The sequence below is a fragment of the Paraburkholderia sediminicola genome (assembly GCF_046026855.1).
Lineage (GTDB): Bacteria > Pseudomonadota > Gammaproteobacteria > Burkholderiales > Burkholderiaceae > Paraburkholderia > Paraburkholderia sediminicola_A.
Genome location: NZ_JAQQET010000024.1, coordinates 1 through 14,776, shown reverse-complemented (window position 1 = coordinate 14,776; position 14,776 = coordinate 1). Strand labels below are relative to the sequence as shown.

Here is a 14,776-nt window from a genome sequence, read left to right as displayed (position 1 = left end):
CCCGCTTGTTGCTGGCGCAACACCGCTTCGGACAACTGCTGCTGGAGCAACACTCACACGCGCGCCCCTCACCAATCGGCACGGCTTGCATCGGTATGCACAGCCGAGCCGCATGTCCGCTAAAGGCGGCTCACAGCAATCGCGCGCGCCTGGCCTGGAATTTGCATTTATCAGTCCGCGCCGCCGCTACCGCTTATCGCGCGTCAGCCTGCGGGCAGCACGAACCTCAATATGGAAAACGCACATGACAGACAGGCCCGATTCGTCATCGGACAAACAGCATCCCTTCTGGTACGCACGCTCACCGGTGCCGACGCCGCTCGGCATCGCCGTGCATCTCGGCTGGCTCAACGGCGAGTTGTCGGCCGACGGCGTGGCGATCCGCTCGCTGCGCGACTCGGCCGGACACGACGCGTCGTCGATCAGCGATCACACGCTGGCGATGTCGTTTCGTCAGGGCGGCAGCATTCCGGCGATGTGGGCGCGCTCGCATCGGGCCGATACGCGCGTGATCGGCCTGTCGTGGGTCGATGAATCGCAGTTGATCCTGACGCTGCCGGGCTCCGGCATTCAGTCGATCAGGCAACTGCGTAGCCGGCGCATCGCGATCCCGCGCCGCTCAACTGACCGCATCGATATCTTTCGCGCATCCGCGCTGCGCGGCTTCGTCAATGCACTAAGTCTGGAAGGCATGACGACGCGCGATGTCGAGTTGATCGATGTGGAAGCACGCACGCTGCAGGCAGTCGGCGACGATCCCGCCACGGAACTTTTCACCTTGCCGCTCGGCCTGTCGAGCCGCGCGCTCTATGCCGCCGAAGCGAGCGCCTTGCTGCGCGGCACGGTGGATGCGATCTACGTGAAGGGGTCAGTCGGGCTGGAAGTGGCGCAACTGATCGGCGCGCAGGTGGTGATCGATATCGGCTTTCATCCTGAGCCGCATATCCGCAACAACAACGGCACGCCGCGCCCGCTCACGGTGAATGCGGAAGTGCTCGCCAATCATCCGGACATCGTCGCCGGCTTTCTGAAGCTCGTGGTGGCCGCAGGCGACTGGGCGCGCACGCATCCCGACGAAACCGCGCAGTACGTATCGCACGAAACCGCATCGGCGGTCGAGTGGGTTCATGCGGCCTATGGCGGCAACCTGCATCATCATCTCGGCGTGAACCTCGAAGCGGAATCGGTCGCCGCGCTCGACGACTTCAAAAACTTCCTGTTCGAGTGGGGATTCCTCGAAGCCGACTTCGAGATCGCCGACTGGATCGATCCACGCCCGATGGCCGATGCGCTGCACTCCACACTTAAGCGCCGTGCGTGAACGAACGCACTGCTCGAACCACGCCGCCCGGCTTCCACCATTACGTTCAAGGTCTGATCCGCATATCATGAAACGCTCATCTGCTTTCTCCCTGTTGCTGCGGCGCGCGTTCATCGCATGGTCGATGACGGTGCCGCTCACGGCCGCCGCGTTGCTGGGCCCCTCCGTGGCGCGCGCCGACGATGCGCCGAAAGTCGTGCGGATCGCCGTGGTCGCTTATTCAAACGGCGGCAAAACGCAATATGCGGGCGCCTCCGCTTTAATCGACGCCGACAAGTCGCTGGAACAGGCGTTAGCCGCGCGCCATATCAAGCTGCAATGGGTGCCGGTCTCGACCGCTGCGGTCGGTACGCTGGTCAACGAGGCCTTCACGAATCACAGCATCGACTTCGCAGGCTACGGCGACCTGCCCTCGGTCGTCGTCAACGCGTCCGGCACGCGTACCAGACTCATCGTGCCGGGTGGTGTGGGCAGCAACACTTATCTGGTCGTGCCGGCCAATTCGACGGCGAAGTCGATCGTCGATCTGAAAGGCAAGCGGATTGCGCTCAATCGCGGCCGTCCGTGGGAAGTGACGTTCGGCAAACTGCTGGCGGCCAACGGTCTGAAACTGTCCGACTTCAAGATCTATAACCTCGATCCGCAAGCCGGTGCCGCCGCCGTCGCCGCGGGCCGGGTCGATGGATTCTTTACGCTCTCGGACGCTTACCCGCTTGTGGACAAGCAGGTCGGCAAGATCATCTGGTCGACCAAGGAAGCACCCGACGCGTGGAAGATGCGCGCGGAGTTGTGGGCCTCCGACGATTTCGTGCGTCAGTACCCCGACATCACGCAACTGGTCGCGACCGCTTATGTACGTGCGGCCTACTGGATTTCGCAACCGCAGAACCGCGATGCCTACATCAAGATTCTCAGCGCTTCGGGCCAACCTGAAAACGTAGTGCGGCGCGAGTACGACGACGAGAAGCTACCGTGGAAAGACCAATGGACACCGCTTTTTACGCCGTCGCTCAGCGCACATTACCGCGACGTGTCGGCGTATAGCCAGCAGGCCAAACTCACGTCCGGCGGCGTGGACGTCAATAGCCTGCTCGCGCCGCAGTTCGTCAACAATGCGCTGAAGGAGCTCAAGCTTGAACGCTACTGGGATGCGAGCGCCACGACGAATGTCGCAAACCGTTGATACGGTGGCGGGTGTCGCGACATCCGCCCCACCCGCACCCGTCACTCAGGCAAGAGCGAGCACCGCCGCGCGCGCGCGTGCTTTCGCGCGCCGCGCTTCCTCGCTGCTGTGGTGGGTCTCGCCCGCGATGCTGTTCCTGCTCTGGTGGTATGTGAGCGCGCAACACTGGTTCGCGCCGCAACTCCTCGTGCCACCGCACAAGGTCTATGACACCTTCAGCACGCTCGCGGCCGGCGGCGACCTGCAGGACAACCTGCTGATCACCTTGCGTCGCCTGGCAACCGGCTTCGTATGGGGCGCCTTGCCCGGCATCGCGTGCGGCACACTGCTCGCCGTGAACCGCGTTTTCTCAGACTACGTGCGCCCGCTTTTCGACATCCTGCGACAGGTCCCGACGCTGACGCTGATACCCATACTGATTCTGCTCATCGGTATCGACGAACCGCTCAAGGTGGTGGTGGTCGCCAAAGCGGTGTTCTTTCCGGTCGCACTCGCCACCTACGGGGGGGTGCAAGGCGTGCCGCGCGATCTGGTCGAAATGGCCCGCCACTATGGGCTTGGCCGCGCTGAGTTGTTGCGCGACGTGCTGTTGCCCTCGGCTATTCCATCGCTGCTCACGGGTATCCGCATCGCAATTGCGCGTTCCTGGCTCGCGCTCGTCGCGGTCGAGTTGCTGAGCGCCGACAGCGGCATCGGCGAAATGATGGAGATGGCGCGGCAGATGCTGCGTATCGACATTGTGATGGTCGACGTGATCGCGATCGGTTTGATCGGCTTCGCGCTCGATCAGAGCATCGCGCTCGTGCAGCGCCGCGTGTTGCGCTGGCAAACGCCCAACCGTTGAACCCTCTTTCTTGTAAAACGCCTTTCATGATCGCTCTGCACGCTACGTCCCCCCTGCGCCGACGGGCCCGCGGTTTCGTCCTGCCACTCGCCTTACTCGGACTCTGGCAATTCGCCGCCTATCGCGATGCCGTGCATCAATATGCGTTCGTGCCGCTCGAACAGGTGGCGAGTGCCGCAATCGAACTCGTCAGAAGCGGTGAATTGTTCATCGACCTCGGTGCGAGTCTGCGCCGCACGACATTAGGTCTCGGCACCGGCGTGATCGCTGGCGTCGCGGTGGGCGCATTGACCGCGTTATCGCGCAGCGCCGAGAAGCTGGTGCACCCATTATTTCAGGCCTTGCGTCACGTACCGTTGCTCGGGCTGATTCCATTAATCAGTCTCTGGTGCGGCACGGGCGAGTTCGCGAAGGTGTTCATCGTCTTCCTCGCCGCCTTCTATCCGATGGTGACGAGCAGCTTCGACGGACTGCGCCGTATCGATCGACGTTACTTCGAATTAGCACAGTCGTATGAGTTGACGCGGGTTGGCTGGCTGCGCGACGTGCTGATTCCAGGCGCGTTACCGGACGTGTTCGCCGGCATCCTGCAAGCGGTGCCGTTTGCATGGATTACGGCTACGAGTAGTGAACTGTTATTCAACGCCGGAGCAGGCGTCGGCAATCTGATGCAGACCGCGCAGGCCGGCGCGCGTGTCGATGTGTTGCTGGTATGCGTGATCGGCGTCACCGTGCTGGCAGTGGCAATGGGCATGCTGTGCGAGCGCGTCGCGCAACGCTTGCTGCGCTGGCGCGATCACGCCTGACGGCGGTCGCCGGCTTCGCCCGTTTCAGTTGCGTCCGGCTCGCCGGCATCGCGCAGCTTGAGGATGCCGAGTTGCGCGAGCCGGGCACGCACGATGTTGCGCGACAGATCGAGCAGGCGTGAAGTGCGAAGCTGATTATTCTCGGAGAATTCGAAGGTGCTGCGGTAGACCGTGTCTTCGATGTGCTGCCAGAGCCTGGGCGTGCCGAGCTCCAGCAGATCGACGATGGCCTCGCGCAAGGCGTCGGTCGCTTCCGCGATATCGCGCGGACGGCGCGCCGGGTTGGCCGCCGCGGCCGCGGCCGCGGCCGGCGCGTCCGCAGCCTGTGCGTGAGGCGCCAGCGAAAGTGCGGAAAACTGCAAGTCGCCGACGTCGATGAAACCGCCGCTGCTCACCAGCAGCGCGTGATGAATCACATTCTCCAGCTCGCGAATATTACCCGGCCATGAGTGAGCATGCAGCCGTTCGAGCGCGGCATCCGTCAGCGCGGGCGGCGTGATCCGCAAACGCTTCGCATAGCTCTCGAGAAAGTGCTGGATCAGCGGCCCGATGTCGCCTGGCCGCTCGCGCAATGGCAACAGGCTCAGTTTGACGACGTTCAGACGGTAGTACAGATCTTCCCGAAAGTGCCCGGCGCGTACCGCGGCTTCGAGGTTCACATTGGTCGCGGTGACCAGCCGCACGTCGATTTTGACGGTCTTGCGCGAACCGACCGGCACCACTTCGCGTTCCTGCAGCACGCGCAGCAGCTTGACCTGCGCCGCAAGCGGCAAGTCCCCCACTTCGTCGAGAAACAGCGTGCCGCGATTGGCCGATTCGAACCAGCCGGGCTGGCTGCTGATCGCGCCCGTGAACGCGCCGCGTTCGTGACCGAACAGTTCGCTCTCGATCAGCGTCTCCGAGAATGCACCGCAATTCACCGCGACAAACGGCCCGTCACGGCGTTCACTCAGCGAATGCACGAGCCGTGCGATTAGCTCCTTGCCGGTGCCGCTCTCGCCAGTGACAAGCACGGTGGCGTCGCTCGGCGCGACCAGATGGATGCGTTCGAGCAACACCAGCGACTTGGGATCGTCGAAAGTCAGGGCTTTCGCACGAATCGTGATGGCGTGCGAAGCGGGATCGGGAAAACTGAAGACAGCCATTGATCGACCAGCAAGGAATCCAAAGGAAGCCTCGACGATATCAAGCCGGCCGTGCGCTGCGAACCAATACATCGAGCTAACAGTATGACGGAACCGGCAATACCGTTGCCAGACTGCGTCGATGCGAAAAGCGGCACGGCTAACTGCGCCATGCCGCTCAACGTCGCTCGTTGTCGCTAGCGCCCTGGGTCAGGCGAGGCCAGTCATTTTCCACTGCTGTTCGAGCACGCCCGGGCCGAACTCCTTCGAGCCGCCGAGCGACTCCGCAAGCGCCTGGAAGTACGCGCCCTCTTCGAGGATCAGGATGTACTGCGAGACGTCGAGGATGTTCTTGCCCCAGAAGGTCGCGCCGCCGTTCGCCTCGAGAATCGCCGGAATGTTCGGATCGCGCCGGATCGTGTCGACGATGAAACGCGGCTCGCCCGGCCGGCGGTCGATATAGATCGGAATTTCATGCGCCTTCGTATAACGCTGCGCCGGCGCGTACAGAATCGGCAACGGACGGTGCGCACTCGCCCACGCGCCGAGATACGGACCATGCACGTGAATCACCACGTCGACTTCCGGCGCTTCCTGGAACACACCCGCATAGCGAGGGCCGTGGCCGGACGCCTTCGGATCGCCATGGATCACCTTGCCGTCGAACGACACCACGACCGCCTGAACCTCCTGCGATTGCGCCCACGGCGTAGGCGCCGACACGGCAACGACGAGGTCTGTGCCAGGCACACGCTGATACGCCTGGAAGGTGTTGGTAGCCGATAACGTGCGGGTTTCCTTGAGGACGCGCGTGGCTTGCGCGAATTCGCGCCGGATGCGTTCGACGAACGCGACCAGTTCGCCGCTTTCCAGCGTCTGCGTGACTGACATGTTGAGTCCTTTGATGAGAGAGGGATCGATGCGACGGGTATTTAGCAGCAAGTGTGCCAATTGGCGCGTCACACGCAGACCCTTGTTCGGCGGCTTCGTCACCGCTCCCCGCGCACGGACGCCCACGTTCGACCCAGGTGATTTTGCTGCTGGACCAACAGCGCAGCATCAGCGGTTGTTGCGCACGACGCAAAGCAGGCGTGTGCGCACATCACACCGCAGCACCGTTGCGCCCCGATGCGAGCGGGGTTTCGCCAACCGCGCACGGCGATGGTTCAAAACTTGCGTTGAAGGCCGCCCGGGTTCGACGGACTCACGTCGGCAGGCGTCGCGTGGCCCGCACTTTTCTCACCATCGTTCAAGGCGTCAACATGAAAACAGAAAATAACCGAGCGCCGAAGTGGCACGCGTCGGCTCGCGTCAAATTCGGCGCCCGGTTTGCCGCAAGCCTCGCCGCATTACTCGCGTTCAGCACGGCCTTCGCCACCGGCGCGAGAGCACCAGCGCCCGATCCGCTGCAAGGCGACGGCCGTGTGTCCGCGTTCTACACGTGGGACGACGACATTCCCGCACACCCCGGCGAACTGCTGCGCTCCGAGCGCCTGCCGTCCACACTTGGCCTCGCCAACGCCAGCCAGCAATTGCGCCTGCTATACAGCTCGACCGATGGCATCGACGGCACAACGCCGATCGCTGTATCGGGCGCATTGTTCCTACCCAAAGGCCAGCCGCCGCAAGGAGGATGGCCGATCGTCGCGTGGGGGCACGGCACCTTCGGCATGGCCGATATCTGCGCCCCCTCGTGGTTCGGACGCTCATATCGCGATGTACGCTATCTGAATGCGTGGCTCCAGCAAGGCTTCGCTGTAGTGGCGACCGACTATCAGGGACTCGGCACGCCCGGACCCAACCCGCAGTTGAACAATCGCTCGAATAGCTACACGATGCTCGACAGCGTACGCGCCGTGTTGCACAGCGTACCTGGGCTCGCCAATCAGATCGTGCTGGTCGGGCAATCTCAAGGCGGTTCCGCCGTATTCGCCGCGGCCGGCTACGCGAGCACGTACGCGCCCGAACTCGACATCCGTGGCACGGTCGCGACGGGCGTCATTTACAACGCACCGAAGCACAGCCTTGCAACACTTGTGCCTTTCAAAACTGCTTACAAACGTGATCCCAATCGGATCGATGCAACACTCGCGTACCAGTTGTATTCAGTGCTGTCGGCGCAGCAGATCGACCCTGGACTGAAGGCATCCGACATCCTCACCGATTCTGCGCTGCCGATTCTCGAACAATCGCGCATCAGCTGTCTTGCCTCGCTCGAGGACGACGCAGCGCTCGCCGGTCTGACCACCGCGAACACCGTGAAGCCGGGCGCCAACGCTCGTTTGCAGGCCTGGTGGGACGCGTATCTGAAGTTTCCGACTCTGAAGATCAAGTCGCCGGTGTTCATCGGCATCGGTGCGGACGACGGCCTTGCTCCTCTGGAGCTCTCCCTCGCAAAAGACGCCTGCGCGGCGGGTACCACGGTCGAGGCGCATCTTTACGCGGATCGCGAACATAACGGCACGGTCAACACGTCGCTGGAGGATTCGATACCTTTTGTCAGGAAAGTGCTGGCGGGTCAGCCGGTTACGCCAGTGTGCTCGCCAGTCGAGCAGGATCCGAAGCTCTAACGCAGCGCGGCGGGTTTTTGAGGCGGCTTACGGTTTGCGCTGAACGATTGACGGTCACAAAAAATCGCTTGCGCATCCCCACCAATGTGTGCAACATGCACATATGCACGTTGCACACATTGAGGCACCCCTATGACGCAGCGCACAGAGAACCTGCTTGGCGTGCTCGCCCTGCTGATCACGGACGAGATGAACGCGCAGCCTGCCATGGCCGCACTCGCGGGCCCCACCGCCCGCGCCATGCTCAACGCGGTCGGTCAATATCCCGATTCATCCATTGAAGTATTGCGCGAAGCAGTCGATCTTTCGCATCCGGCCGCGGTTCGCGCCGTCGCGGGCCTGGTGGAGGCCGGTCTCGTCGAAAAAAAATCAGGTGCCGACAAACGTTCCGTCGCGCTTGCCTTGAGCGCTTCGGGCAAGCGTGAAGCCAAACGCCTGCAAACGGCACGCGACCGGATGCTCCAACGCATCGCCGGGCAGCTCGACGAGCGCGAGCGCGATGTGCTTGAAAACCTGCTGATCAAGATCCTGTGGAACGAGACCCGCAATCCGGCGCACGCCATGCAACTGTGCCGCCTCTGCGACGACGGTCCCTGCCTGAAAGCCGGCTGCCCGGTCGAATGCCGCGAACAGGGGCTGCCCATGCCCGCGCGGAGCAGCACATGAATGCTGCCGCGCCGGTGCGTTGGCCGGCGATCGCCGCGCTGACCGCGGTCTCGGCGCTTTCGCAGATCGGCCAGTTCGGCATCGGCTTCATGGTGCTGCCTGTGTGGCTGGCCCATCATGGTCTCGACGCACCGCGCGCCGGTCTCTTCTCCGCTTCGCAATGGACCGGCATGCTGGCCGGCTTGTTGATCGCGCCGTGGCTGGTGGACCGTATCGGTGCGAAGCGCGCGGTGTCGCTCGGTCTCGCCGCGACGATTGTCGCGTTCGCCACGATGAACGCGCTGTGGTGGCCGTTGTGGCTCGTGCCCGGCCTGTTGACCGGGTTCGGCATCGGCCTGCGCTGGATCGCCAATGAAACGTGGCTCTATCGACTTGTACCGGCTGAATCGAGCGGACGTGTAGTGGGCGTGCACGAAGCACTGATCGCTACCGCCGGCGTAATCGGCCCGGCATTGGCGGTGTGGTGCGCAGTCGACGGACGCATCACCTTCACCGCCGGTGCGGCCTTCACGTTTACGGCAGCCCTTCCGCTATGGCTGACCGCGTCGGATGATGCGCAACCTGCTGTTAAGCCAGCACGGTCTGTGCGAAAAAGCAGGACTGTGAAAAGCGCGCCAATCGGCACATTGGTGAGCCTTGGCATGGTCGTCGTCGCGGCAGGCGGCATTGGCGATGGCGCGCTCTACGGGCTCTTTCCGCTATTTGCCGACGCCCACGGCCTCAATACCACGCAGACGGCTACGCTACTCACGTTATTCGGTGTCGGTGGGATGCTGTTGCAGTTTCCGGTTGGCTGGTTCGCCGATCGCGCGGGCCTCGCCGCTACGGTCATCGTCTGCGCCGCCCTCAGCACAGTGGCGATCTGCGGTTTCGCGTTCGCCGCGCCTGCCTCATGGCTTGCTGACGCCAGTGCACTGCTGCTGGGTGGCATGAATAGCGCATACATCACGCTCGGCATGGTCGCGGCGGCGTGCAGCGATAAGGCAGCACTCACGCGCAACATGCGGCTCGTGTCGCTTACCTTCACCGCGAGTTCGATCGTGGGGCCGCTCATCGCCGGTTTCGCCATGAAGGCACGCGGGAGCGACATGCTGATGTGGCAGTTGGCGATCATGAGCGGCGCGCTCGTTGCCTACACGCTCGGCTTACGCGAAGGCCGGCGTCAGCCCGATCGATCATCGTCGATGGGCTGAGCCTGGCTTGAGCCGGTTGCGTCTCAAGCCGATTAAAAGTGCCTAGCGTTCAGCCACTTTCCGCTGCCGCCAAAGACACAACAGATCGCACGCGATATGCGCGGCCGCAATCGCCGTGATCTCGCTCTGGTCATAAGCGGGCGCCACTTCCACCACGTCCGCGCCCACCAGATTCAGCGCACTGAGCCCGCGCACGATGGCCAGCCCCTGTGCCGACGACAAACCGCCCGCCACCGGCGTACCCGTGCCCGGTGCGAACGCCGGATCGAGACAGTCGATATCGAAGGTCAGATACGCGGGCCGCTCGCCGACAATCGACGTGATCCGCTCCACCGCCGCTCGCGTGCCATGTTCGTGAACCCACGCGGCATCGAGGATATTGATCCCCATAAAATCGTCGTTCCACGTGCGAATGCCGACTTGCACCGAGGTTTTCGGATCGATCAGACCGTCCTTCACCGCCTTGTAGAACATCGAACCGTGATTCAGGCTGTCCGGGCTGTCGTCGGCCCAGGTATCGCAGTGGGCGTCGAAATGGATCAGCGAAAGCGGCTTGCCATACTTCTCCGCATGCGCAATCAGCAGCGGATACGTAATGTAGTGATCGCCACCCAGCGTCAGCATCTTCGCGTCCGAACGCAGGATCGTGCGCGCATGCTCGACGATCGATTCCTTGATCGTCATGGGATTGTGCGCGTCGAACCAGCAGTCGCCGTAGTCGGTCACGGCGAGATCGTCGAACGGATTGAAGCCCCACGGATAGGGATGCAACTCCGACAACTGCACGCTCGCCGCGCGCACGGCTGCCGGGCCGAGACGCGCGCCCGAACGGAACGTAGTGGCCAGATCGAGCGGCACGCCGGAGACCACGACGTCGACGCCGTCGAGTTCGCGGGTGTACTTGCGGCGCATGAACGACAGCACGCCCGCATAGGTGTTTTCGATCGACGAGCCATAAAGCGATGAACGGCGAATCGCGCCATCGCCGTAAACGAGTTCAGTCATGGATGACCTGATACCTGATAAACATGCCGGCGCCGCACGCAGGGCTTCCTGGTGATACGTGTGGCGTCCGGCTTCGGATTCATTGGGAACGCGGCAGTGCCTGTCAGGCGCACTGCAGCGCTGGCTTGCGAATCCTTTAGCGCAGCCGCACCAGCGTGGACTTCAGCTCGGTGTACTTCTCCAACGCGTGCAACGACTTGTCGCGGCCGTTGCCCGATTGCTTGTAGCCGCCGAATGGGAAATTCATATCGCCGCCTTCGTCGTAACAATTGACCCATACGGTGCCCGCGCGCAGCTTGCGCGACACTTCATGCGCGGTCGTGAGGTTCGACGTCCACACGGCGGCAGCAAGGCCGTATTCGCTGTCATTAGCGATCCTGATCGCTTCTTCAACCGTATCGAACGTAATCACCGACAACACCGGCCCGAAGATTTCCTCACGCGCGACCTTCGCACCGGTAGCCGGAATCTCGAAGATGGTCGGTTCGATATAGAAGCCGCCGGTCTCCTGCTTGACACGCGCCCCCCCCAGCAACAGCTTCGCTTCGGCGCGGCCCGCTTCGATATAACCAAGCACGCGTTCGAGCTGCACGTTATCGACGATTGCGCCCATCGAGGTTTGCGGATCGAGCGGATTGCCCGGCGTATAGCTGCGCGCGGCGGCGATCAGCTTGTCGAGGAACACCTCCTTGATGTCGCGATGCACGAGCAGGCGCGAGCCAGCGGTGCACATTTCGCCCATGTTGTAGAAGATCGCGCCGGCCGCCGCATTGGCCGCCCGGTCGAGGTCGGGGCAATCGGGCATCACGATGTTGGGCGACTTGCCGCCGAGTTCGAGCCACACGCGCTTCAGATTCGACTGGCCGGCGTATTGCATGATCAGCTTGCCGACGTTCGTCGAACCGGTGAAGGCGAGACAGTCCACGTCCTGATGCAGCGCCAGCAGCTTGCCCGGTTCGCCCGCCCCCGGCACCACGTTGAACACGCCGGCGGGGATGCCCGCATCCAGCGCGAGTTGCGCGAGGCGAATCGCGGTGAGCGGCGACTTCTCCGAGGGCTTGAGCACAACGCTGTTACCCGCCGCGAGCGCCGGGCCGAACTTCCATGAGGCCATCAGGATCGGGAAATTCCACGGCACCACCGCGGCAACCACGCCGATCGGCTCACGCGTCACGAGACCCACCAGATGATGATCGGCCGGCGCGACTTCGCCGCCGATCTTGTCGATGGCTTCAGCGAACCACTCGACGCAATAGGCCGCGCCCGGCACATCCACCGAGGTGGTATCCGCGATCGGCTTACCTGCGTCCAGTGTTTCGAGCAGCGCCAGTTCGTCCATGTGCTCGCGGATCGATGCGGCCCAGCGCAATAGAATCGCCTTGCGTTTGCGGGGATTGAGGCCGGACCATACACCGGCGTCGAACGCGCGGCGTGCGGCAGCCACGGCGGCGTCGACATCCGCCGCGCCGCTGTCGGCAACCTTGGCAAGCAGCTTGCCGTCGATCGGGCTCAGGCAGTCGAACGTGCGCCCGCCTGCCGCGTCACGGTATTCACCATCGATAAACGCGCGGCCTTCGATTGAAAGCGTAGCGGCTTTGTCTTGCCAGAAAGCGAGAGATTTCTTGTCCATCAGGATGCCTCAATGTTATGCGCTCGACGCACGCCGGCATCGACTTCATGCGGTTTTGAACTGCGTCGCGGCGCGTTGGCGCGGAGTCTTTAGAACGTGGGCGGCGAATTGGCCGACACGATCTCGCAGAGATGCTCCGCGCTGGGATTGCGAAAACGATGCGGTAGACGGCTTTCGAAGTAGTAGCTGTCACCGGGGTCCAGCAGCCATGTGATGCCTTCCACCGTCAGTTCGATCTGACCGCTGACCACCACCCCGCCCTCGTGCCCCTCGTGTTCCAGCATCTCCGGCCCCGTATCCGACAGAGGCTGATAAACCTCGCGCAGAATGCCCATGTTGCGGTCTTTGATGCTGGAGCCCGCGAGATAGAACTCGATCGACTCATTGCCGAGATTCGGCATGTCGGCGCGACGCGACACGACAGAGCGCTCCACCTCGACTTCAAAAGTGAAAAATTCGGCGAGACTCATGGGTATGCATTCAAGCAGTTTCTTCAGCGAGCCGACCGACGGACTCACGCGGTTCTGTTCGATCAGCGAGATCGTGCCGTTGGTCACGCCCGCCCGCTTCGCCAGTTCACGCTGAGACAGGCCGTTCTTCTTACGGATGTATTGCAGGCGGGTCGCTACTTCTAAGGACATCGCTAGGTTCTCTGACATTGGAAACGATCGGGGCGCGTGGATCGGGCAACGTGTGCCCGCGAGTGTTGAATATTCTAATCACTTTAATCGTTGCGCCGCTGGGGAAAACCCTGAAAGGATTCCGAAATATGACGTGCGCAACGAATGTTCCCACGGACCGGGATTCCGGCGACACCCCCGGGAAAGCCCTGATAAATCTTTTATAAAAATGATTTGACGGCATTATTGGCTCGTATACGATGGTTCTCAGGCGATCGTCATGCCGACGTCACGAAGCACGAAAGTGTGTTTTTTGACGCAGCGAACCCAGTTCGCATCGGTCAGAGGCGATCAACCCAGCGTGATGTTTCTTTAAACGCCCTGTGCGTTTTTCGAGCAAGCGTTCAATACTTTCAACGTCGCTAGTCGAGTGTAATCGTGAGAGTCCGAGGCCCTTTGGTGAGATGGAATCGAAGTCAGGCGAGTTGTCCTCGCGCTGACGGCGCCATCGCCGACGGCAGCAACGGCAGCCTTGCGTTCCGCCGCTTCCTGTCCGTCTTCACGATCCTTTCCCGCCGTTCAGTTCGACGTCACAACTCCATCTCCGCGCGCGCCTTCATTGCCGTGCGCACGGACGAAGTCGCCTCGTTGCTGCCGTAGCGCCTCCCCCTTTTTACCGTTCGATTCGTCCGTTTGCGTGATCGCGCTCTCCTGAGCCATGCGTTCGTGCATGTGCGGTGCCGTCTACCGCTTGTGCACATCATGTACTTCATGCACTTCACGCGGATCAGATTAATTGCGCACCGCAATGGATCGAATCGAACGGCCTACCTGATGACCACGCGCGGCGCGTTCAGTTGACGACGACCGCCTGCACTACCCCGGTGGTCTGACGCCTTGCGTCCGGCCGCGGAATCGTGCCGCGCTGTGTTTAACGTTGTTCGTGCCGCGTCCCGCGGGGAACACACACGTCTATCTGTTATGCGAAACAAACCCCTGGTCGGCATCAGCGCCGACAGAACGATGATGGGAGTCCACCCGTCGCACGTCACCGGCGAGAAGTACATCGCCGCGATCGTGGACGGCTCACAGGCGCTGGCCATGTTGCTGCCGGCGCTCGGCGAGCGTCAGTCCACCGAGGACGTGCTGGCCACCGTCGACGGCTTACTGTTTACCGGCAGCTATTCGAATGTCGAGCCGCACCGTTACGGCGGCCAGCCCAGCGCGCCGGGCACGCTGCACGACGCCGCACGCGATGCGACGACGCTGCCGCTCCTGCGTGCGGCGATCGCAGCAGGCGTGCCCGTGCTGGCGGTATGCCGGGGCTTCCAGGAAATGAACGTGGTGTTCGGCGGGACGTTGCATCAAAGCGTTCACGCGGTGGCCGGCTTGAACGACCATCGCGAGAACAAGGAAGACGACCTCGACATGCAATACGCACCGTCGCATTCGATCACGCTGACGCAGGGCGGCTTGTTGCAGCGCCTCGCGGGCGGCACGAATGAAGCGCGTGTGAATTCATTGCACGGTCAGGGCGTCGAGCGGTTAGGCGTGGGTCTGGTGGCAGAAGCCACCGCGCCGGACGGATTGATCGAAGCGGTGAGCGTGAAAGATGCGCGTGCCTTCGCGCTGGGTGTGCAGTGGCACCCGGAATGGAAGCATGCCAACGACGCGCTTTCCACCGCGATCTTCCGTGCCTTCGGCGACGCCTGCCGCGATCGAATGCGCACCAAGGCCGGCTATGGCGCGGCATCCGCCGCTGCCACGCATGCCTGAGCCGGTCGCGCACCAAAACTGAGAGAATAACCATGCAT

The 14,776-nt window shown here is 62.6% G+C and carries 14 protein-coding genes; 9 read left to right on the top strand and 5 right to left on the bottom strand.

Features of this window, described 5'->3' with window-relative positions; all coding sequences use genetic code 11:
* Positions 1 to 244 precede the first annotated feature (244 nt).
* From PQR40_RS24720 to PQR40_RS24705, 4 genes are all read left to right on the top strand, one after another.
* Entirely contained in the window at positions 245 to 1,321 is a 1,077-nt protein-coding gene (locus tag PQR40_RS24720; protein ID WP_408226545.1) for an ABC transporter substrate-binding protein, read from the top strand.
* Between the two features lie 67 nt (positions 1,322 to 1,388).
* On the top strand, positions 1,389 to 2,504 hold the full coding sequence (locus PQR40_RS24715) for an ABC transporter substrate-binding protein (protein ID WP_408510025.1): 1,116 nt from the start codon (positions 1,389 to 1,391) through the stop codon (positions 2,502 to 2,504).
* The gene (locus PQR40_RS24710) at positions 2,488 to 3,348 is read left to right on the top strand and encodes an ABC transporter permease (RefSeq protein WP_408510024.1); all 861 of its coding nucleotides are present in this window, start codon (positions 2,488 to 2,490) and stop codon (positions 3,346 to 3,348) included. Before PQR40_RS24715 ends, PQR40_RS24710 begins: the two co-directional genes overlap by 17 nt.
* 26 nt (positions 3,349 to 3,374) lie before the next feature.
* Entirely contained in the window at positions 3,375 to 4,154 is a 780-nt protein-coding gene (locus PQR40_RS24705; RefSeq protein ID WP_408510023.1) for an ABC transporter permease, read from the top strand.
* Here PQR40_RS24705 and PQR40_RS24700 read toward each other — a convergent pair.
* Both PQR40_RS24700 and PQR40_RS24695 read right to left on the bottom strand, forming a co-directional pair.
* Complete coding sequence (locus tag PQR40_RS24700) at positions 4,145 to 5,299, bottom strand: sigma-54 interaction domain-containing protein (protein WP_408510022.1); 1,155 nt, start codon at positions 5,297 to 5,299, stop codon at positions 4,145 to 4,147. The genes PQR40_RS24705 and PQR40_RS24700 overlap by 10 nt on opposite strands.
* 189 nt (positions 5,300 to 5,488) lie before the next feature.
* Complete coding sequence (locus PQR40_RS24695; RefSeq protein WP_408510021.1) at positions 5,489 to 6,169, bottom strand: class II aldolase/adducin family protein; 681 nt, start codon at positions 6,167 to 6,169, stop codon at positions 5,489 to 5,491.
* Positions 6,170 to 6,540: 371 nt separating this feature from the next.
* Between PQR40_RS24695 and PQR40_RS24690 the strand changes: the two genes are divergently transcribed.
* The 3 genes from PQR40_RS24690 (at position 6,541) to PQR40_RS24680 (ending at position 9,707) form a co-directional block, all read left to right on the top strand.
* Complete coding sequence (locus PQR40_RS24690; protein ID WP_408510020.1) at positions 6,541 to 7,848, top strand: alpha/beta fold hydrolase; 1,308 nt, start codon at positions 6,541 to 6,543, stop codon at positions 7,846 to 7,848.
* A 132-nt stretch (positions 7,849 to 7,980) separates the two neighbouring features.
* Entirely contained in the window at positions 7,981 to 8,514 is a 534-nt protein-coding gene (locus PQR40_RS24685) for a MarR family winged helix-turn-helix transcriptional regulator (RefSeq protein ID WP_408226527.1), read from the top strand.
* Complete coding sequence (locus PQR40_RS24680; protein WP_408226524.1) at positions 8,511 to 9,707, top strand: MFS transporter; 1,197 nt, start codon at positions 8,511 to 8,513, stop codon at positions 9,705 to 9,707. Before PQR40_RS24685 ends, PQR40_RS24680 begins: the two co-directional genes overlap by 4 nt.
* Positions 9,708 to 9,749: 42 nt before the next feature.
* Here PQR40_RS24680 and speB read toward each other — a convergent pair whose 3' ends face one another.
* From speB to relB, 3 genes are all read right to left on the bottom strand, one after another.
* A complete protein-coding gene (gene speB / locus PQR40_RS24675) occupies positions 9,750 to 10,712 on the bottom strand; it encodes an agmatinase (RefSeq protein WP_408226521.1) in 963 nt (320 codons plus the stop codon).
* A 136-nt stretch (positions 10,713 to 10,848) separates the two neighbouring features.
* Entirely contained in the window at positions 10,849 to 12,342 is a 1,494-nt protein-coding gene (locus PQR40_RS24670) for an aldehyde dehydrogenase (RefSeq protein WP_408337566.1), read from the bottom strand.
* An 89-nt stretch (positions 12,343 to 12,431) separates the two neighbouring features.
* Positions 12,432 to 12,983, bottom strand: a complete 552-nt coding sequence (gene relB, locus PQR40_RS24665; protein ID WP_408226515.1) for a type II toxin-antitoxin system RelB family anti-toxin — start codon at positions 12,981 to 12,983, stop codon at positions 12,432 to 12,434.
* 417 nt (positions 12,984 to 13,400) lie between these two features.
* Between relB and PQR40_RS24660 the strand changes: the two genes are divergently transcribed.
* Both PQR40_RS24660 and PQR40_RS24655 read left to right on the top strand, forming a co-directional pair.
* Positions 13,401 to 13,622 (top strand): hypothetical protein, encoded by a 222-nt coding sequence (locus tag PQR40_RS24660; protein WP_171983793.1) that lies wholly within the window; start codon positions 13,401 to 13,403, stop codon positions 13,620 to 13,622.
* Between the two features lie 321 nt (positions 13,623 to 13,943).
* Positions 13,944 to 14,738: a gamma-glutamyl-gamma-aminobutyrate hydrolase family protein gene (locus PQR40_RS24655; protein ID WP_408226512.1), complete on the top strand. Its 795-nt coding sequence runs from the start codon at positions 13,944 to 13,946 to the stop codon at positions 14,736 to 14,738.
* Positions 14,739 to 14,776 lie beyond the last annotated feature (38 nt).